At 67.1% G+C, this 20,008-nt stretch carries 15 protein-coding genes and 1 tRNA gene; 13 read left to right on the plus strand and 3 right to left on the minus strand.

What is annotated here, in order from left to right:
* Positions 1 to 396: 396 nt before the first annotated feature.
* On the plus strand, positions 397 to 2,553 hold the full coding sequence (locus H5T74_04635) for a HEAT repeat domain-containing protein (protein MBC7229663.1): 2,157 nt from the start codon (positions 397 to 399) through the stop codon (positions 2,551 to 2,553).
* Entirely contained in the window at positions 2,550 to 3,989 is a 1,440-nt protein-coding gene (locus H5T74_04640) for an HD-GYP domain-containing protein (GenBank protein MBC7229664.1), read from the plus strand. The genes H5T74_04635 and H5T74_04640 overlap by 4 nt, the downstream gene beginning before the upstream one ends.
* A 37-nt stretch (positions 3,990 to 4,026) precedes the next feature.
* Here H5T74_04640 and H5T74_04645 read toward each other — a convergent pair whose 3' ends face one another.
* Both H5T74_04645 and H5T74_04650 read right to left on the minus strand, forming a co-directional pair.
* Positions 4,027 to 5,532, minus strand: a complete 1,506-nt coding sequence (locus H5T74_04645) for an MFS transporter (protein ID MBC7229665.1) — start codon at positions 5,530 to 5,532, stop codon at positions 4,027 to 4,029.
* Complete coding sequence (locus tag H5T74_04650; protein ID MBC7229666.1) at positions 5,529 to 6,908, minus strand: CoA-binding protein; 1,380 nt, start codon at positions 6,906 to 6,908, stop codon at positions 5,529 to 5,531. The genes H5T74_04645 and H5T74_04650 overlap by 4 nt, the downstream gene beginning before the upstream one ends.
* Before the next feature lie 341 nt (positions 6,909 to 7,249).
* Here H5T74_04650 and H5T74_04655 point away from each other — a divergent pair.
* The 4 genes from H5T74_04655 (at position 7,250) to H5T74_04670 (ending at position 11,339) form a co-directional block, all read left to right on the plus strand.
* Positions 7,250 to 7,325: transfer RNA gene (locus tag H5T74_04655), tRNA-Lys, on the plus strand.
* An 86-nt stretch (positions 7,326 to 7,411) separates the two neighbouring features.
* Positions 7,412 to 7,636: a YkgJ family cysteine cluster protein gene (locus H5T74_04660; protein MBC7229667.1), complete on the plus strand. Its 225-nt coding sequence runs from the start codon at positions 7,412 to 7,414 to the stop codon at positions 7,634 to 7,636.
* 585 nt (positions 7,637 to 8,221) lie between these two features.
* Complete coding sequence (locus H5T74_04665; GenBank protein ID MBC7229668.1) at positions 8,222 to 10,081, plus strand: AMP-binding protein; 1,860 nt, start codon at positions 8,222 to 8,224, stop codon at positions 10,079 to 10,081.
* 19 nt (positions 10,082 to 10,100) lie between these two features.
* A complete protein-coding gene (locus H5T74_04670) occupies positions 10,101 to 11,339 on the plus strand; it encodes a thiolase family protein (protein ID MBC7229669.1) in 1,239 nt (412 codons plus the stop codon).
* 213 nt (positions 11,340 to 11,552) lie between these two features.
* Here the strand turns inward: H5T74_04670 and H5T74_04675 are convergent, their stop codons facing one another.
* On the minus strand, positions 11,553 to 11,888 hold the full coding sequence (locus tag H5T74_04675; protein MBC7229670.1) for a prepilin-type N-terminal cleavage/methylation domain-containing protein: 336 nt from the start codon (positions 11,886 to 11,888) through the stop codon (positions 11,553 to 11,555).
* A 589-nt stretch (positions 11,889 to 12,477) separates the two neighbouring features.
* Here H5T74_04675 and trpE point away from each other — a divergent pair.
* The 7 genes from trpE (at position 12,478) to H5T74_04710 (ending at position 19,647) form a co-directional block, all read left to right on the plus strand.
* On the plus strand, positions 12,478 to 14,034 hold the full coding sequence (gene trpE / locus H5T74_04680) for an anthranilate synthase component I (protein ID MBC7229671.1): 1,557 nt from the start codon (positions 12,478 to 12,480) through the stop codon (positions 14,032 to 14,034).
* On the plus strand, positions 14,031 to 14,609 hold the full coding sequence (locus H5T74_04685; GenBank protein MBC7229672.1) for an aminodeoxychorismate/anthranilate synthase component II: 579 nt from the start codon (positions 14,031 to 14,033) through the stop codon (positions 14,607 to 14,609). The genes trpE and H5T74_04685 overlap by 4 nt, the downstream gene beginning before the upstream one ends.
* Complete coding sequence (trpD, locus tag H5T74_04690) at positions 14,606 to 15,682, plus strand: anthranilate phosphoribosyltransferase (protein MBC7229673.1); 1,077 nt, start codon at positions 14,606 to 14,608, stop codon at positions 15,680 to 15,682. The genes H5T74_04685 and trpD overlap by 4 nt, the downstream gene beginning before the upstream one ends.
* On the plus strand, positions 15,669 to 16,571 hold the full coding sequence (gene trpC / locus H5T74_04695; protein MBC7229674.1) for an indole-3-glycerol phosphate synthase TrpC: 903 nt from the start codon (positions 15,669 to 15,671) through the stop codon (positions 16,569 to 16,571). Before trpD ends, trpC begins: the two co-directional genes overlap by 14 nt.
* Complete coding sequence (locus H5T74_04700; protein ID MBC7229675.1) at positions 16,568 to 17,305, plus strand: phosphoribosylanthranilate isomerase; 738 nt, start codon at positions 16,568 to 16,570, stop codon at positions 17,303 to 17,305. The genes trpC and H5T74_04700 overlap by 4 nt, the downstream gene beginning before the upstream one ends.
* 196 nt (positions 17,306 to 17,501) lie before the next feature.
* A complete protein-coding gene (gene trpB / locus H5T74_04705) occupies positions 17,502 to 18,713 on the plus strand; it encodes a tryptophan synthase subunit beta (protein MBC7229676.1) in 1,212 nt (403 codons plus the stop codon).
* 70 nt (positions 18,714 to 18,783) lie between these two features.
* Positions 18,784 to 19,647 carry a tryptophan synthase subunit alpha gene (locus H5T74_04710; GenBank protein MBC7229677.1) on the plus strand — a complete coding sequence of 288 codons (864 nt, stop codon included), beginning with the start codon at positions 18,784 to 18,786 and terminating at the stop codon, positions 19,645 to 19,647.
* The last annotated feature ends 361 nt before the right edge of the window (positions 19,648 to 20,008 follow it).

Here is a 20,008-nt window from a genome sequence, read left to right on the forward strand (position 1 = left end):
GATTTAAGCATCTCTCCCGCCCCATATCAATCCCCTGCGAGCGCTCACTTCATCCTTGCCCCCCGGCGTCCGGCCGATATCCGCCTCGAACGCCGATCCCTGCACCGCCACCCCCGTGCGTTCAACGGCGGTGCTCGGCACGCCTGTGCAGATTCGAGGATCGGACGCATCCGGGTGGGCATGAGCGCGTTCAATGGAGATGCACGGCACGCCGATAAAGCTATGGGGGAACCCCTGCAAGGGAGCGACGCCGGGCAAGCATGGAAGCAGCGGGACTTCCTCAAAGATAGTGTCGGCGGTGAGTCGGTATGGTGCCGGAACCATCCGCCTGGATGAGCCCCTGAAAAGGATTTCCCCTGGAAGGGAGTACCGCCGGTCGAGCAGAAATGCGGAGCCATGGAGCAGGCCGAGGAGCGTAAAGACGAGGAACAGGCGGCCGGGGGCGCAGACGCCGAGAAACTCAAGCCGGTGGTGGACATCTTCTCGCGCCTCTCGGTGGCATGCAAGTCGCGTTCCCTGTATTCAGCCGACCACCCCGCGGCCAGGGACGCCGTGGCCCTCTTGCACGCGGTGATGGAGGACTCCCTGGTGCACCTCCCCCGCGTCAGCGTGCAGGTGGTCAAGGACAACCTGGTCTTCGAGGGGCAGGTGGTGGGGAGCGGGTCGGAGAGCCTGCGCCGCCTCGCCTCCCGCATCCGCTTCCTCAACATCCAGGAGATCTCCCTGGCGGCGGGCGCCTCCCTCGAGGAAGCGGAGGCCTTGGTGGAACTCCTGGTCACCGACCCCGAGGAGGTGGACGCGGCGGGTGGGCCGGAGGCTTTCCTCATGACCAGGGGAGCGGCGAACGTCGCGGTGGTGGAGAGCGCCTCCGCACGTGCGGAAGAGGAGGCCCCGGACTCGGCAGGCCTCCTTCCCGCCGTGGAAGCAGAGGAGGACACCAAGGCCCGCGAAACCATCCCGGAGGAGGTCGAGGACCTGCTGGAACTGCTCCTCTACCCCGAGGAACTGGCGCGCAAACTCATGGGCCTGGGCGACGAGGACGGCTCACCGCTCTCCGGCGCCGAGCTTGCCGATGCCATCTTCAACTTCCTGGAGGGCGCACTGGCCATGGTGAGCAGGGACTTCCCCCAGCTGGAAGCGACATGCCTGCGCAGCGTGGCGGAATCCATCCTCTTCCTGCGCGCCGAGGTGCGCAACCTCCTCCTGGTGAGAAACATGTTGCCCCGGCTGAGCGCGAAAAGCACCAGCTCGGCGGTGCTGTTGCAGTTCAGTCCCCAGGAGATAGCCGATCTCCTCAGCCACTTCTTCCCCTCCGTCCCGGAGCTTACCCCCCGGGCCGGCGCCATCCTCAGGGCGGCGGGATTCCGCGAAAGCGAGGTACGGAAGGCGCTGCGCCTGCTGCACGAACGGCTGGTGGACCTCGGACAAGTGCCGGCTGAGCTATTGCCATCCCTCCCGGGAGAAAAAGGCGAGGAAGGGGAGGAGACGCGCCTACGGCTCCCCCAGCTCGACGAGATGCAATCCATCCTCGGCGAATACAGAGAGGAAGAGCTGGAACAGATACAAGCCATCTCGCGCTTCGATCCCACGGCGGAGATGGCGCAGGAGACCACCCCCATGCTCATCGACCTCCTGCGCCGAGGGGGCAGCCTCCTTAACCCGGGCAAGGCGGTGGAGCTGCTGCAGCAGAACTTCTGGTCCCTGGCCATGTCGGGCAGGCTGGACCTCGCGGCCATGGCGCTCCAGGGCACCAGCGAGGTCCTGAGTCACGGCGACCCGGCGCTGGACCCCTACCGCTCAGACCTGCGGCGCATGATCGAGGAAGCGGCCGCCGAGAAGGTGATGCAGCGCGTGATCCAGCTCGCCTGCGAGAACCGCGGCGACCCCCGCTCCCTCGAGGGCCTCAAGGACTACATGGCGGTGCTGGGAGAAAAAGGGATCTCGGCCATGGTGGAGGCTCTGGGAGCGGAGGAGGACATGTCGGTGCGCAAGTTCATCATCGACACCCTCACCGCGCTGTGCCGTGACCGCGTATCCCTCCTGGGAGCCCATATCAGGGACCCACGCTGGTTCCTGGTGCGCAACCTAGTCACCGTCATGGCCCGCCTCCACAGCCAAGAGACCCTGCCTTTCCTGCGCGTCACCCTCGAGCACCCCAATCCCAAGGTGAAATACGAGACCATCCGCGCCCTGGGCCTGACCGGGGGCAGGGAGGCCTCCGACCTGCTGGTGCGGGGGCTGCGCGATCCGGACGAGAAAGCCCGCGTCCTGTGCATCCGCTGGCTGGGGCGGCTGCGGGAGACCCGGGCGGTGGGGGAACTGGTGAGCATGCTCGAGGACCGCGAGCCGGGCGCGGAGAGCCCCGCCATCAAGAAGGAGATCGTCGTCAGCCTGGGAGAGATGGAGGCGCCGGAGACCTTCGAGGTCCTGAAGAAATACCGCACCCGGCAGAAGCTGCTCAACCGTGCCGAATGGCTGGAGGTCAACCTGGCGGCGGCGGAGGCCATGGAACGCCTGACAGCGAAGTTCCCGCACCTGAGGAGGATGGCGTGAACGAGGAGACGAAACAGGAGGAAGCGGCCCGCAAGGAAGGGGTACTGGAATACTTCCATTACCGCGGGAGCCTGGAGAGGGCGCGGGAGGTATTGAGGCTCTTCCAGGCCGCGAAGAAGGCCGCTTCCATCTATCCGCCCCATCACGAGATGTGCCTGCATGCCTTCGGCGAGTTCATGCAGGGATTCCGCGATTTCCTGGCACGGCGCGAGAGCTTCTCCCTGCAAGTGGTGGGAGAGGAGTTCTTCTTCGAGGGGCGGCTCATGGCGCGGGAGAGCGTCCTCTACTATCCCCTGATCAGGGAGTTCCAGGAAAAGGGAGTCGGAGGCCTTTACATCTCCGGGGGCCTGGAGGTGCAGGAGTTCACAGACTTCCTCTACCTACTCAACCGCAGCGCCGAGGAGCTGCGCGCCAGGGGCGGCCTCAAGCGCCTCATGGAAGCCGCGGGCATCGCCAGCATAACCATCGACGATCCGGGGACCTGGAAGGAGAAACCGCCCGAGAGCGTGGAGCGCGCCACGGCGCGGGAGGAATACTACGAGGCCGTGAACGTCATCCGTGAGCTGGCCGACCAGGTGGTGAGCAACCGGCGCCTCTCCACCGGCAAGGCCAACCGCATGGTGGGGGTGATGCTGAACCGCGTGGGCGAGAACCGGTCCGCCGTCCTGGGTCTCGCCACCATCAAGAGCTACGACGAATACACCTCCTTCCACTCCGTGAACGTGCTCATCCTCTCCCTGGCGCTGGGCTCCATGCTCCCCCTCGACCGCAGCGCGCTGATGATCCTGGGCACGGGAGCCCTGCTGCATGATCTGGGAAAGATTACCATCCCACAGGGGGTGCTCACCAAGACCGGTCCCCTCACCGCGCAGGAATGGGAGATGATGCGCGACCACCCCGCCCGCGGAGCGGACATCCTGCTGGCCCAGCCGGGCGTGCATCCCCTCTCGGTGATGGTGGCCTACGAGCACCATGCTCGCTACGACCTTACGGGGTACCCCAGGATCGGCGGCAAGGAGCTCCCGGGGCTTTTCTCGCGCATCGTGCAGGTATGCGACGTCTATGACGCCATGACCACCACCAGGCCATACCAGAGGGCGCGCACACCCGACCAGGCCATGCGCGTGCTGGTCAAGGAGATGGGGGCGACCTTCGACCCCCTCCTGGTGAAGGTGTTCATCGACATGATGGGGGTATATCCCGTTGGCACCCTGGTGCGCCTGGTCACCGGCGAGACGGCGGTGGTCTACGAGGCGGTGGGAGACGACGCCGCCTGGCCGAGGGTGAAGGTGATAAGGGACGCGGAGGGGGGAGAGATCGAGCCCCGCATCATGGACCTGGCCCGCCTAGCGGAGAAGGTCGGCGAGGGCGGGCGCGCCATCCTGGAATCCCTGCACCCCGAGGACGCCGGCATCAACCCCCAGGACTATCTTTGATCAGCGGGGTCAGATCTTCATTCTTCGGTCACGCTTATCAGGGTCCGCGCCAGAGGATGCGCACGCGGGCGAATAGTACCGCGGACAACGCCACGCAGACCATGGCCAGTATCCAGGCGCCGTTATAACTTCCCGCGTGGTCGAAGATGAAGCCCGTGAGGTAAGGGCCCGCGGCTCCTCCCAGCGCCCCGCCGGTGGTCACCGCCCCGAAGATGGCCCCCATATTGGCCTTCCCGAACACCTCGGCGCAGACGGCGGGGATCACCGGGCCGTAGGCGGCGAACCCGAAGCCGAAGACGGCGGAGAAGAGCATCAGCGACCAGATATTGCGTACCAGCATCAACGTCACCAGGCCGAGGAAGAGGAAGGCCACGGAGGGATAGAGCGCCGCCTTTTTCTCCCGCGTGCGGTCCGATAGCCACCCGAAGAAGAACCTTCCCAGGATGGATGTGGCGCCGAACACCGTCACCGACCAAAGCGCCCATCCCTTGTCTATGCCGCGGTCGGTGGCGTAGGGCACCATGTGGAACTGCACGCCGTAGAGGGCGATGACGATGAGCACGAACCCCGCGAAGAGCAGCCAGAAGGAGGGGGTGGTGACGGCTTCCCGCAGGGTGAGGCCACCCGGCGCCGTCCCTGGGGCACAGCCTTCTCCCTCCGCCGACACCGGGGCCGGGAGACCTACGCCCGTCCCCAGCCCGTCCCCGTGCTCCGTTCTGTCGCCGCCCTGCGCCTCTATTTCCCCGGGCGACGGTGGAGCGAGTCCGGGCACTTCCCATTCCCCGAGCGCCGGGAGTCCGTGTCCCGGGCCTGCTCCCTCCCCCACGCCCGATGGCGTCCGTTCCCGCTCCTCGGCGGGTTGCCCGCCTCCCGCGGACATTCCCTCCTCCCATGGCGGCGCGGGCACACCGTCCCCTGCGCCGGGCTCCTCTCCCCCGCATTCTCCCGGTATCCCTCCGCGCAGGAGCAGCGCCGCCGGCACCGCGAGGGCGGCTGCGATATATCCCAGGAACTGGAAAGCGCCCCGCCATCCCCAGTGCGCCTGCACGAGACCCGTGAGGCGGGGCAGCACCATGGTGCCCACGCCGATCCCCACCGTCGCCACCCCCAGCGCCGTGCCCAGGCGGCGCCGGAACCACATGGCCACCGAGGTGTTGGAAGGCACCAGGCCGATGCCGTTCCCGCCCACGCCGAACACCACCCCGAACCAGAAGATAAGGGCGGCGAGGCTCCCGGCGCGGGAGCACATCCACAGGCCAGCGCCGGAGACCAGGGCGCCTCCGGCCATCACCCAGCGCGGCCCGTAGCGGTCCACCAGTCTCCCCGTCACGGGGGCCAGGAAGGCGTAGATCATGATGCACACCAGGAAGGGGAGGGAGACGGCCCCGCGCCCGATGCCGAGGTCATCGGCGACCTCCTTCACGAAGATCGTCTGGGTGCCGCGCACGCCGTAGTTGACGAACATCACCATGAAGGCGACGCCTACCACCACCCAGCCGTAATAGAGGCCTCTGCGGGCTCTTTCCACCCTCTCCCCTCTCATCTCGCCCGGCGCAGGCTGAAGTCGCGCAGCACCGCGGCGGCGTCCACCGCTTCCTCGGCGTCGTCGAAGATGGGGAGGCTCACGGTGCGCCGGGCGTTGTAACGCACGTCCCCCGTGGCCAGGAGGCTGAAGACCAGGGGCTTGTCGTGCTTGCGGACCAGTGCCTCGAGGTCGGGGAGGATGTTCTTGCGCAGCCCGTGGATGCCCCCCGTGCTTACCTCGCCGGAAGCCATGCGTGAGATGAGGAGCATGATCACGCCGTCGATGAAATCTTGCTCCATGAGCCGGTCCACGATATACACCCTGGCCTCCGCGTCATGCACGTCGCCGAGGTCCACGGGGTTGGTGATGTCTATGACCCCCGCCCGTAGGTGCTCCTTGATATCTGCGACCAGTGAAGAGGGCAGGGGCGGGAAGACGAAGCCTCGGCGCGCGCACTGGTCCGAGGCCAGCACCAGTATTCCCCCGGTGGGCGAGACCAGGGCGACGCGGTTGCCGCGCAAAGGAGGAAGAGAGAAGACCTTGGCATATCCTGCCAGCTCCGCCAGACGCCCCACGCGCCTGATGCCCGCCTGGCGCAGGGCTCCGTCGAGCACCGCGTCGTCGTTGGCGAGGGCTGCGGTGTGGGAGCGGGCGCTCTCCCGCGTCAGGGGCTCCACGTTCGCCTTGTAGAGGAGGACCGGCTTGTCGATACCGCGCGCCGTCTCCAGCAGCTCCCTCCCCCGCTCCACGTCCTCGAGGTACATGCAGATGACCCGGGTGGCGGGATCGCGCCCCAGGTACTGGAGGTAATCCACCTCGTCCAGGTCCGTCTTGTTCCCTATGCTCACGAACTTTGCGAAGCCGGTGTTCTCGTCCTTGAGGCGGGCGAGGAGATCGAGCCCTATGCCCCCACTCTGGGCTATTATGCTCACGCTTCCGCGCGGGAGGTCGGGGGGGATGGGCACGAAGGGCAGGCATAGCCCGGTGTGGGCGTTGATCACCGTGAGGCAGTTGGGACCGACGAAACGGATGCCGTGCCTGCGCGCCGCTGCCACCAGGGCATCGCGCAGTTCGCTCCCTCCCTCCGCGAACTCCTCGAAGCCCCCCGAGGGGATGGCGAGTCGGGTGATGCCCCTGCGGCCGCACTCCTCCACGATGCCCGGGACCGCCGGGGCGGGCACGATGACCACCCCCAGGTCCACCGGCTCCGGGAGGTCCGAGACGGAGGTATAGAGACGGTGGCCGTAGGCCTCCCCTCCTTTGGGGTTGACGCAGTAGATGCGCCCTCCGTATTCCCAGGCCATGAGGTTCTGGAGGATGTAACCGCCGAGGTTGCCGGGACGTTCGGAGACTCCGACTACGGCTACGCTCTGCGCCTCGAATATCCTTTCCATGGCGCATAAATTATAGCATCGCGGGGGACCTCCACCGCGCGGGAGGGCGGATCATGCGTGACGGCAGGCATCCGTGAGGAAGCACCCACCCTGCACCCGGCCGCAAGACCCATTCCATCGGAGTCCTGCCTCCCGGCCTCCTGAGAGTTTTCTTCCCAGATCGCGAAGATCCGCTTCGTAACCGTCGCCCGGGGGCAGCGAATGCCTTTTCCCGTTCCGGCCACGACCACCACCCCTCAGGCCGCGGGGTGTATCCGGCGCCGGGTTGCACGGGGGCCCCTGACGTCTCCTGTCCGGCCATACCGCTTTTTCGCCGCCGCTCCCGGCTATATAATGTATGTGGGCCGTTAGCTCAGTCGGTAGAGCACCGGACTTTTAATCCGGGTGTCCTGGGTTCGATTCCCAGACGGCTCACCAGTAAAAGACCAGGTCGTGGCACAGGTGACCCGGCCTGGTTTTGCTTCCATCGTGATTCTGGCACGGCAGGTGCGGGAGGTCAGGGCTTGGAGTGCCGCAAGTGCGGGGCGTGCTGCATCGCCCTCTCCATATCCTCCCTCGACAAGCCCGCGGGCGTAAGGTGCGAGCACCTGACGACGCAAAACCTATGTGGGCTATGGGGAAAGCCGGAGCGGCCCGAGGTTTGTGCCGTTTACCGGCCGGACCCCCTGTTCTGTGGCGGCTCCTTCCGGGAGGCCATGGAACTGATGCAGGCCTTGGAGGAGGGCTAGCGGCGGCACGCGGCGTCATGGGGACCGAAAGGAGCGGCCCGAGGTTTGTGCCGTTTACCGGCCGGACCCCCTGTTCTGTGGCGGCTCCTTCCGGGAGGCCATGGAACTGATGCAGGCCTTGGAGGAGGGCTAGCGGCGGCACGCGGCATTGGACGGGGGGTCAGGGCGGAGAGGTTCGAGGGGTGGTCCGACTACCGGACGGATAAGTGGGGCGCCGCTTGCCGCCTCATGGCGGACAAGATATCGATACGAACCTTTCGGAAGACGCCTGGCATGGCATCGGGTCTTCTGCGGCATCGTGCGTCTGTCAAGGCATCGTTCGAATACGGCAGAAGAAGCGCGGCACGATGCCGGTCTTCATACAGCGCCAAGCAGCGGACACGATGCAGATATGTCCCATGTCCGGGGCTGACCCCATTGTCCCGCTTTCGGTGGATATGAATCTCTGTCTGTATTATCCTGGTGATACCGTAGCATAGTGACAGCTCCGCTCATAACCTCGATACACTACCGCAACGCCGCAGCACCGACGCCGGAGACATATCCACCCGCCCCGGGGCGGGACGTTAGGAAGGGAGGGTGAGCATGAGCGTCACGGCCGAAAAGAGCCTCTCCGGCCTCTTGAGGGCGCTGCCGCCGCTGCTGCGCATGGAGGAGACCAGGGGCCTGGGGCGCACCTTCAAGCAGCAGTGGGGAGGAGGGCGCAACACCTGGCTCATCGTATGGAAGATCCTCTCAGGCGGCCAGGGGCTCCTGAAGAACCTGCGAGACCTGGGTAAGGTGAAGGTGGGCAAGGTCGTCCCCAACTGGTCCCTGGGCATGTGGGAGGTGTTCGGCGACCGCGAAGCCGTGGTGGACGGCGAGCAACGGTATACCTACCGCGAGCTCAAGGACCGCGTGCTCAGGCTCGCCAACGCCCTGCAGGCGCTGGGGGTCAAGCCCAGAGACCGCGTGGCGGTGATGATCCATAACGGCGCCCCCTTCCTGGAGATCCTCAACGCCACCAGCCTCATCGGCGCCCCCATGCCCTTCGTGAACTGGCACCTCAAGGGCGAGGAGCTGCTCAAGACCATCAACCTCAGGAAACCCCGGGCGTTCATCTTCGACGCCGATTTCCTGCCCGAGGTCATGGGCATCCGCGAGGGCCTGGAGGGGGTAGAGCACCTGGTGGTCATCGGGGGCGAGGCGCTGCCGGATACGCGCTCCTACGACACGCTCATCGCCGGCTATCCCGCCACGCGTCCGGAGATGAACTTCCTTGCCTCCCTCAACCCCTACACCGGGGGCACTACCGGCATCCCCAAGAGCTCCAACCTCTACGACAGCCTGAGCTTCGCCCTCTCCGACCTGGCGGAGGCGCCGCGCGAGACCTTCGAGAACTTCCTCCCCTATACCTCGCGCGCCTTAAGCTATTTCTATTGGTTCGGTGGAGACCGTATATGCGACCCCGTCTCCAGGAACATCCGCACCCTCATCGCCACCCCCGTCTACCACGCCGGCACCGCCGCAGGATGGGCTCCCTGCTTCCTGCTGGGAGCCACCGGGGTCTTCATGCGCAGGTTCGACGCCGAGGAGTGGCTGCGCCTCATCGACACGGAGCGCATCAACTGGGCCTTCGTCGCCCCCACCATCCTCCAGAGGGTCCTCGCCCTGCCGGACGAGGTGAGGAGGAAATACGACCTCTCGCACATGCGCTCCCTCATCTGCGCCGCCGCCCCCTGCCCCCCGCAGGTAAAACGGGACATAAACGCCCTGTTCATGCAACAGGGAGCGCCGGGGCCCGTGTTCAGCGAGTACTACGGGAGCTCGGAGACGGCCATCATCACCATCCTGTTACCCCAGGACTACGAGGAGAAGCCGCAGCGCATCAACAGCGTGGGCAAGGCGCGCTGTGGTGACCTGGGCATCTATATCGAGGAGGAAGGCAGGTGGGCGAAGCCCCAGGAGGTGGGCAAGGTGATGGGGCGCACCGCATCCACCCTCACCCTGCGCTATCCAGGCTCCGAGGAGAAGCTGCACGAATCCTTACGCATCATCGATGGAAAGGAATGGTACGACGACGGGCTGCTCGGGTACCTGGACAAGGACGGTTTTCTCTACCTCACGGGCAGGCTCAAGGAGATGATCATCACCGGCGGGGTGAACATCTATCCCCTGGAGATAGAGGGGGTGATCCTGCGTTACCCCGCCGTCTTCGACGCCGCGGTGGTGAGTATGCCACACCCCGACCTGGGCGAGGTAGCGGTAGCCTGTGTGCAGCTGCACGAGGGGGCGGAGGCGAGTGAGGAGGAGATCCTGGCTTTCTGCCGCGAGTATGGCCTGCACGGCTACCTGCTCCCGGCCAAGGTGGAGATACTGGAGGAGCTCCCGCGACACATCGACGGCAAGATCATCAAGCGGGAGCTGGAAAAACGCTACTGGAAGGACGTGGAAAGAAAGGGCTGAGAGAAAAGGGGGAGGTTACATGGAGCTCAGGGAAGTGGTGGTGGTTGAGGCGGTGCGCACGCCCACCGGCAGATCCGGCTGGGCGGGGGCGGCGAAGGGCGGGGCGTTCTCCAACGTTTCGGCCCAACACCTGCTGGCGACCGCCCTGCGCGGGCTGGTGGACCGCGTGAAGGAAAGGGCCCCGGGCTTCGAGGAGGCGTCCATCGAGGACGTGGCGGTGGGCTGCCTGAGCCAGATCGGCGAGCAGGGCCTCAACGTGGGCCGTATCGGGGTACTCGCCGCCGACCTCCCGGAGGAGGTGGCGGGATGGACCTGCAACCGCTACTGCAACGCGGGACTGCAGGCCATCAACTCCCAGGCCCACGCCCTCATGTGCGGCGCGGGGGACATCGCCATCGCCGCCGGCGTGGAGAGCATGAGCCATTACGGCATGGGCTCGGACTTCCAGGTGGCGCTGCAGGCAGGCCTCCCGGTTTCCATCCACCCCCGGGCAATGGAAAGGGCCGCCCTCGCTCCCATGGGCGTAAGCGCCCAGATGCTCGCCGACCGCTACGACCTGAAACGCGAGGATATGGACCGCTTCGCCCTCTGGAGCCACCAGAAGGCGGTGCTGGCCATGCGCGACGTGGAGGAATACCGCAAGCGCGTGGTGCCGGTGGAGGTGGAGGGCGAGGATGGCGAGAAGAGGCTGGTGGAGTTCGACGAGCCTCCTCGCGCCCAGGCGGTGGACGACCCAGAGGCGGCGCTGGAGAAGATACGCTCCCTGCCGCCGCGCTTCCGCGACGACGGCACGGTCACCGCGGCGACATCGTCGGCCATCGTGGACGGGGCGGCGGCCACCATGCTCATGACCGCCGAGAAGGCCGAGGAGTTGGGGCTCGAGCCCATGGCCCGCATCGTCTCCACCGCCGTGGCCGGGTCGGAGCCCCTGATCATGCTTCTCGGCCCGGTCCCCGCCATGCGCAAAGCCCTGGAGAGGGCGGGCATCACCATGGAGGACGTGGGCGTCTTCGAGCCCAACGAGGCCTTCGTCTCCCCCGTGCTGGCCTTCTGCATAGAGTTCGGACTGGAGTTCGACGACCCGCGCATCAACCCCACCGGAGGGGCCTGCGCCATCGGGCACCCCATCGGGTGCACGGGGGTGCTCTACTTCACGGAGATGGTACACTACATGCGCCGGCATGGGGCGAGATACGGCCTCCAGACCCTCTGCGGAGGCGGCGGGGTGGGCATCGCCACGGTGGTGGAGAGGCCGTGAAAGGCGGTGCAACGGTCGCATAAGAACGATTCTCCACATAGACGGCCTTCAGTAAGGCGACCAGGGCCCAAAAACCGGGGCGGAACCGCCTCGTAAGGCATATTCTCTACCGTCGTTTTTGCATGGACTCCATGCATGGGTCGCCCATGCCGGGGAGATACAGCAACCACCGCACGGTCCGCTATCGCGGGCAAGGCGTGGGGACCTCCCGGTTCAGAGCGCGAAATGGTGGAAGGTGCAGGAAAAGACGGGTATGGTGTCCCCTCCCCCCGAGGCCACGACATAGGATCCCGCGCGGTCGGCGGGGCATACGGGTATTTCCTGTACGTAATCGGGGTAAAGGTCCGAGACCGAGGCGGGATAGGATCCGCATGAGGCGCCATAGGCGGCGGCCGCCGACTTCATGGTCCTGAGATTGGCCTGACAGACCTTGCTCTCGCTCGAATCGCGCGCGCTCAAGAACACGGGCACGGCGATGCCCACCAGGATGCCGACGATCAGGATGACGATCATCAGCTCTACGAGCGAAAAAGCGCCCTCTCTGTTCATCTGCCCATGCCGGTAGCAGGAAGCTCCTCCATCGAGTTATTGCATGTATCGGCAGCCGCGGCATGCAAATAAAGACCATCCCTGTCGACCTGTATAAACTCCCCGCAAGATCCCCTGCCGAATGCCGTCGGGATGCGCCCGGGTCCCTTTGACCATCACGGAAAAGCCATGTAAGAGCGGAGCGAGGGCGGCGTACCGCTCTCCCTTCGGCATTTGAGAGGCGGTGGCGTCCTCCCCACCCGGGTTAAACGGAGACAAAGGTGATATGATATGTCCGTTGATCGGAGCCGCCGTTTTCCTGAAGAACCCGTAAAAAGAATGTCCCATGTCCGGGGCTGACCCCATTGAGGTTGACAGGGGGCGGGGCTTGCCTTAAAATCCCCATCACTATGAACGGATCTATGCGCGACCTCCGATGGTGGTGGAGCCCCTCGTAGAGAGGGCTCCGGTCGTCGCGTACCATCACTCACACGTCAAGCAGGCCGTGAACCCTCTCTAGGGGTCACGGCCTCGGTCTTTCCCACCCTCACCAGGCCGTGTACCCGGGGTGCACGGCCTGAAATTTTATCGGGAGGTCAAGGAGGTAAAGATGGCGGACAAAAGCATCGCTCGAAACGGCAGAGTGGGCGGCAGGGGGATCTACCGCCCGAGCGAGGAGGAATTCGTGTCCCTGGCGCGGAGCCACCGCGTGGTGACGGTATCCCGGACGGTGAGCGCCGACACCGAGACGCCGGTGACGGCGTTTCTCAAGCTGGCCCGCGGAGAGCACGCCTTCCTCCTGGAGAGCGCGGAGGGGGGAGAGCGCTGGGGACGGTATTCCTTCATCGGCCGCGAACCCCAGATGGTGATGAGCTTCCGGGAGGGCGCCCTCGAGCTGCCCCGGGGAAAGGGGTCTCCGCTTGAGGGCGTCAACCCCGTCTCCTATCTCTGTGAGCTCATGGCCGGCTTCGGCTCCGCGTGGTGCGGGGAGGAACTTCCCTTCGCGGGAGGCGCGGTGGGATATCTCGCCTATGACCTCCTCCCCTACCTGGAAAACATAGAGCTGCACGCGCGAGGCGGCCTGGACGTGCCGGAGATGATGTTCATGCTCACGCGTTGCTGCGCCGCCTTCGACCATCTCACGGGGCGCCTGATCCTCCTGTGCAACGTGCATGTGGAGGAAGGAGGCCGCGACGACGTGCTGCGGGAGGAATACCGCCGGGCTATATCGGACCTGGAATCCATGGCACGGGACCTGGGCGCCGGCCCGCCGCACCGCGGCGCCGCGGAGGTCTACTTCCTCTCCGAGGAAGCGGATTTTAATGACGCGAGCTGCAACTTCTCCCGCGCCGAGTACGAGGCCGCGGTGGAGCGGGCGCGTGAATACATCCACGCCGGCGAGGCCTTCCAGGTGGTGCCCTCGCAGCGTTTCACCGTGCCCCTGCGCTGCTCCCCCTTTTCCGTCTACCGCAGCCTGAGGTCGGAGAACCCCTCCCCTTACATGTTCTTCCTCCGCTTCGGAGACCTGTACCTCATCGGCTCCTCGCCCGAGCCCATGGTCCGCCGCCGCGGAGACCGGGTGGTGATCCGCCCCATCGCCGGGACCAGGCCCAGGGGAGCGACGCCCGACGAGGACCGGAGGCTCGAGGAGGAGCTGCTGCGCGACGAGAAGGAGCAGGCAGAACACGTCATGCTCGTGGATCTCGCCCGCAACGACCTGGGTAGAGTGTGCGCCCCGGGATCGGTGCGCGTGGAGCGCATGATGGAGGTGGAGAGGTTCTCCCACGTCATGCACCTGGTGAGCGAGGTCAGCGGCCGGCTCCGTCCCGGCTGCGGCAACTTCGAGCTCCTGCGCGCCACCTTCCCGGCCGGCACCGTCTCGGGAGCGCCCAAGGTCCGCGCCTGCCAGATCATCGACGAGCTGGAAAAGGACCGGCGCGGCCCCTACGCGGGAGCGGTGGGGTACATATCCTACGGCGGAGACTTGGACACCTGCATAGCCATACGCACCATCGTGGCCAGGGGCGGCCTCGCCCACGTGCAGGCGGGAGGCGGGGTGGTGGCGGACTCCGTTCCCGCCCGGGAATACGAGGAGAGCCGCAACAAGGCCCGGGCGCTCCTCCGTGCCATACGCCTCGCGGAAGCGAGGGAGGGGGTGCTGGTATGAGCAGGGTGCTGCTGGTGGACAACTACGACTCCTTCACCTACAACCTCGCCCAAGCGCTGGAGGTTCTGGGAGCCGAGGTGGTGACGGTGCGCAACGATGCCGTTCCCGCCGGGGAGCTCCCCTCCTTCTCCCCCACCCATCTCGTCATCTCTCCCGGACCGGGGATACCCGCGGGATCGGGCGTCACCCTGGATGCGGTGCGGCTCTTCGCGGGACACATCCCGGTGCTGGGGGTCTGCCTAGGGCACCAGGCCATCGGCCAGTGCTTCGGGGCGCGCCTGGTTCGGGCTCCCCGGCCGGTCCACGGCAAGGTCTCCCTCATCGCCCACGACGGGGAGACCATCTTCCAGGGGCTGGCAAATCCCTTCCAGGCCACGCGTTACCACTCCCTGATGCTGACGGAGGTACGGCCTCCCCTTACGGTCAGCGCGCGTTCGGAAGACGGCTTGGTCATGGCGGTGAGGCATCGCGACCTCGGCATCGAGGGAGTGCAGTTCCATCCCGAATCCATCCTCACGCCGGAGGGCGGAAAGCTCCTGGCCAACTTCATCGCCATGGAGGTGAACGGAAGATGATCGCCGAGACCATCGCCAGAGTGGTGGCGGGGGAGCGCCTCAGCCGAGAAGAGGCCTATGCCGCCATGCTCCATCTCATGCGGGGAGAGGCCACCGACGCACAGATCGCAGCTCTCCTGACCGCCCTGCGCATGCGCGGAGAGTCGGCGCAGGAGCTCGCGGGCTTCGCCCGCGCCATGCGCGATTCCGCCACCGCCATAAGCCCCTCCGCGGCGCCGCTGGTGGATACCTGCGGCACCGGTGGGGATAGGCTCTGTACCTTCAACATATCCACCGCCGCCGCTCTGGTCGCCGCCGGAGCGGGGGTGTTCGTGGCCAAGCACGGGAACCGCGGCGTCTCCTCGGCCTGCGGGAGCGCGGACGTGCTGGAAGCCCTGGGCGTGAACATAGAGATGGAGCCCGGGGAGGTGCAGGAATGCATCGAGACGGTGGGGATAGGCTTCCTCTTCGCGCCCCGTTTCCACCCCGCCATGCGCCACGTCATGCGCGCCCGCCGCGAGATGGGCATACCCACCGCCTTCAACCTCCTGGGTCCGCTGGCCAATCCCGCGGGCGTGCGCTCGCAGGTCCTGGGAGTGGGGATGGAGGGCAGGGCTCCCCTGGTCGCGGAGGCCCTGGCGGAGATGGGGGCGCGAAGAGCCATGGTGGTGCGGGGCGAGGACGGTATGGACGAGCTCTCGATGACCTCCCCGAGCAGGATATGGGAGGTGAGGAACGGGGAGGTGCATGACTATGCATGTGATCCGCGCGAGCTGGGGATGGAGCCCTGCACCCTCGCTGACTTGGCGGGAGGAAGCGCTCTGGAGAACGCCCGCATCATCAGGGACGAGGTCCTGGCAGGCGTGAAGGGGCCGCGGCGCGACGCCGCGGTGCTCAACGCGGCGGCCGCCCTGGTGGTGGCAGGGAGAGCCGGGGACCTGGAGGAGGGCGTTGAGCTGGCGCGAAGGTCCATCGATTCCGGCGCGGCCCTGCAGGTGCTGGAAAAATGGATAGAGTTCGGGGAATCCCGCGCCTCTCGGGCAGAACATGCCGGCGCAGCGGGCGGGGAAGGGGGCCGGGATGTTCCTGGATAGAGCGGCCGCCCTCGCGAGGGAGCGCGTGGAGGCGGCCATGCGCCGATCCCCTCCTCGCCTCCTGCGGGAAGCCTGCGAGGAGCTGGAAAGTCCTCCCTCGCTCGCCGCGGCGGTGAGAAGGAGCGGCGGCGAGGGGGTAGGGGTCATCGCGGAGGTCAAGCGCTCCTCCCCCTCCAGGGGCTCCATCAGGCCGGGGCTGATGGTGGAGGAGCTGGTGAGGGCATACGAACGGGGCGGGGCGCGCGCCCTCTCCGTCCTCACCGAGCCCGTTTTCTTCGCGGGCAGCATGCGCGATCTGCATGAAGCGGTGCGCGCATCGAGACTTCCGGTGATGCGCAAGGATTTCATCGTACATCCATACCAGCTCCTGGAAGCCCGCGCCGCGGGGGCGAGCGCGGTGCTCCTCATCGCCGCTCTGCTGGACGAGAAAGGGCTGGCGCGCATGCTGGACGAGACCCGGCTCCTCGGGCTCGAGGCGCTGGTGGAGGTGCACGACGAGCGCGAGGCCGAACGCGCCCTGCGGGCCGGCGCGAGCATGCTGGGGATAAACAACCGCGACCTTCGTACCCTGCGCGTCGACCTGGATACCACCCGCAGGCTGGCCTCTCTGATACCCGCGGAGGCAGTGCTGGTCAGCGAGAGCGGCTATTCGCGCGCGGAGGAGTTCGCGGGCCTCGCAGAGCTGGGTGTGGACGCGGTGCTGGTGGGGGGACACCTGGCGGGCAGCGACGACCCCGAGGCCGCGCTGCGGGAGCTGGTGCGTCCCGCGCCCCCGTCCCCGTCCGACCCCTTCTCCGGAAGAGGCGGAGAGCGCCCGGGAGAGGCGGGCGCGCCAATCCGCGAGATCCGCGCTCCGGCGCGGCGGGACCATGGAGGTGAAGCGAGATGAGGGGAGACCTGATAAAGGTGTGCGGCATCACCCGCCCCGAGGACGCGCTGGCGGCTGCCGAGGCGGGCTTCCACGCCGTGGGTATGGTCTTCGCGGAGAGCCCGCGTCGCGTGGACCCGCGCATCGCGAGGAAGATCTCCTCCCTCCTCCCTCCCTCCGTGTACAGGGTGGGGGTATTTCTGGGACAGACGCACGCCGAGGTAAGGGGATTGATGGAATACTGCGGACTCGACCTGGCGCAGATCCACCGGGCGGAAGACACCGCCCTGCCCGAGCTCCTGGGGGAACGGGCGGTGGTTGCGCTGCGCCCACGCCGCCCGGAAGAGCTGGAGGACCTGGAGAGGTACCGCGGTTCGTACGCGGTGCTCATCGACGCCTGGCACCCCGAGCTAGCGGGAGGCACCGGCATACCCTGCGACTGGGAACTCGCGGCCCGGGCCGCACGCGAGGCGCGGGTCATCCTGGCCGGCGGGCTGAGTCCGGACAACGTGGCCGAGGCCATTGCCCGCGTGCGCCCTTTCGGGGTGGACGTCTCCAGCGGAGTGGAATCGTCGCCGGGCGTAAAGGACCCCCTCCGCCTCCGTCGCTTCGCACGCGCCGCCGGGGAGGCGTTCGCGACCCTGCAGGAGGAAGACCAACGGGAGAGGGAACCGAAGGGACGTGAAGGTGGTGGTGAAGGAAGGCGCGGCACCGCGCCGGACGCGAGGGGCGAGGGGCTCGCGCCCGCGAGATGAGGCCGTAGAGGAACGGAAAGAGCGGCGAAGTGGGGGTGAACTCTCAGGCCTGAGGGCGGCGGGGTCGGGCGGAACGGAAGGACATGGCGAAGAGGAGGAGGGGTTCGCGGCCCTGGGGCATAGAACCCTCGGGGCGGCGGGGTGGGGCGGAACGGAAGGACAGCGTGAAGAGGATATGAAAGGTCGTGGAAGGACGATGCAGACGGGAGAGAAAGAGAGGCATGAAGGCCTTGATTCGCGGGGGTGCTTCGGGGAGTTCGGGGGGAGGTTCGTGCCCGAGACGCTGATCGCCCCCCTGGTGGAGCTGGAAGAAGCGTACCTGCGAGCCCGGGAAGATGCCGCGTTCCAGCGCGAGCTCCACCTCTACCTACGGGATTACGCCGGCCGTCCCACCCCTCTCTACGAGGCACGGCGCCTCTCGCGAGAGCTGGGAGGAGCTACCATCTTCCTCAAACGCGAGGACCTGTGCCATACCGGATCCCATAAGATCAACAACACCCTCGGGCAGTGCCTGCTCGCCCGGCGCATGGGGAAACGACGGGTGATAGCAGAGACGGGGGCCGGCCAGCACGGGGTGGCCACCGCCACCGCCGCCGCCCTCCTCGGCCTGGAGTGCGAGGTTTTCATGGGAGAGAAGGACATGGCGCGCCAGGAGCTCAACGTCTTCCGCATGGAACTCCTGGGCGCCCGGGTGAGACCGGTGCGCGCCGGCTCGCGCACCCTCAAGGACGCGGTCAACGAGGCCCTGCGGGACTGGGTGTCCACCTCCGACCATACTCACTACTGCATGGGATCGGTGGTGGGACCTCATCCCTTCCCCTCCATGGTGCGCGACTTCCAGTGCGTGATCGGGCAGGAAGCGCGGGAGCAGCACCTGCAGCGCTGCGGCCGCCTGCCCGACTGCCTGGTGGCGTGCGTGGGCGGCGGGAGCAACTCCCTGGGCCTTTTCCATCCCTTCCTCCCCGACGGCGTGCGCATGGTGGGGGTGGAGGCGGGAGGCACCGGGTCGGGGCCGGGGAGGCACGGCAGCACCCTCTGTCTCGGCTCGCCCGGGGTGCTCCACGGCGCCCGTTCCTACCTGCTGCAGGACGAGGACGGCCAGGTGCTGGAAACACATTCCATCTCCGCGGGGCTGGATTACCCCGGCGTGGGCCCGGAGCACTCCTTTCTCAAAGAGAGGGGGCTGGCGGAATACGTGAGCGTGGACGACCGCGAAGCCCTGCGTGCCGTGGAGCTCCTCTGCCGCTGCGAGGGCATCCTGCCCGCCCTGGAGAGCGCCCATGCCGTGGCCTACGCGGCGGCGCTGGCCGCCGCCATGCCCAAGGACTCCTCGTTGGTGGTCTGCCTCTCAGGGCGCGGCGATAAAGACGTTGGCACGCTCATTACGGCGAGGGGGTGTGCGGGATGAAGCGCGTGGAGACGATGGCCGCAGTGGCATCGATCGTCAATGCCGTTCAGGGAGCAAGGGGGTACGCGGGATGAAGCGCGTGGAGGCGGCTCGCGGTTACGGCGACCGTCCGGACCGCATGTCGGACGAAGGGGTGCGCGGGATGAAGCGCGTGGAGGCGGCCTTTCGCGCCGCGCGAGGAAAGAGAGCCCTGCTCATCGGGTATGCCACGGCGGGTTTTCCGGACCTCGAGACCTCGCGCCGCATCTGCTCGTCCCTCCTCGAACACTGCGACCTCCTGGAGTTGGGCATACCCTTCTCCGACCCCGTGCTCGACGGCCCGGTGATCCAGGAATCCTCGAGCCGTGCCCTGGAAGCGGGATTCCGGGTAAGCGACGCCTTCGACCTGGCGAGGGAACTGCGTGAAAGGACGGAAAAACCCCTGCTGGCCATGACCTATTACAACCCCGTGCACCGCATGGGACACGAGGCGTTCGCGGAACGGGCCGCGCGGGCCGGGTTCGACGGCCTGCTGGTCCCGGACCTTCCCCTGGAGGAGGCGGGGGGCCTGCGGGCGGCGGCCGATTCCCGCGACCTCGCGGCCGTGCTCTTCGCCTCCATGAGCACTCCCGACGACCGCCTGCGCGACATCGCCGGGGCGACGCGCGGCTTCCTCTACTGCTTCGCGGTGAAGGGGACCACGGGCCTGCGGGAAAGTCTGTCCGCCGGGCTCGCTCCCTTCACGGCCAGGGTGCGCTCCCTCTGCGATATCCCCATCGCGCTGGGACTGGGCATCTCCAGCCCGGGGCAGTGCCGAGAGGCGGGCGAGCTGGCGGACGCGGTGGTGGTGGGAAGCGCACTGGTGAAGGCCTGCCTGGACGCCCTGGACAGCGGAGCCGACCCTGCCGCCGCCGCGGGCCGCCTGGCCGCCTCCCTGCGCGAGGCCCTGGGCTGAGAGAGGGGATGTGGACGTGCCCCGAGAGCTCAGCAGCGACAGGCGGGACAGCGCCTCCGCAGAACATCCGGGAGGGAGAACGCAAGCGCGGTCCGGGAACCCGGACGGCGCGAGCTCGCCTTGCTCCGCTCCTTCCCTCCACCTCCGCCGGCGGCACGGCAGACAGGCCGCCCGTAAGACTCCGCTCGCAATAAAGGCGTGGAAGGCGCTGCGGGGAGGGCGTGTGCCCGTGTGTTACCCGCCCGCCCCTGTGGTGCTCCCTGCCGTGGAACCGCGGGAGGTACGGAGGCTTCCTAAGAACGGCGGCCTTCGCAAGGGGCCGGCCGAGTGCCTGTGATCGGCTCGGTCCAGTGCGCGCAAG

Source organism: Actinomycetota bacterium (assembly GCA_014360645.1).
In the GTDB taxonomy this organism is placed as follows: domain Bacteria; phylum Actinomycetota; class Geothermincolia; order Geothermincolales; family RBG-13-55-18; genus Solincola_B.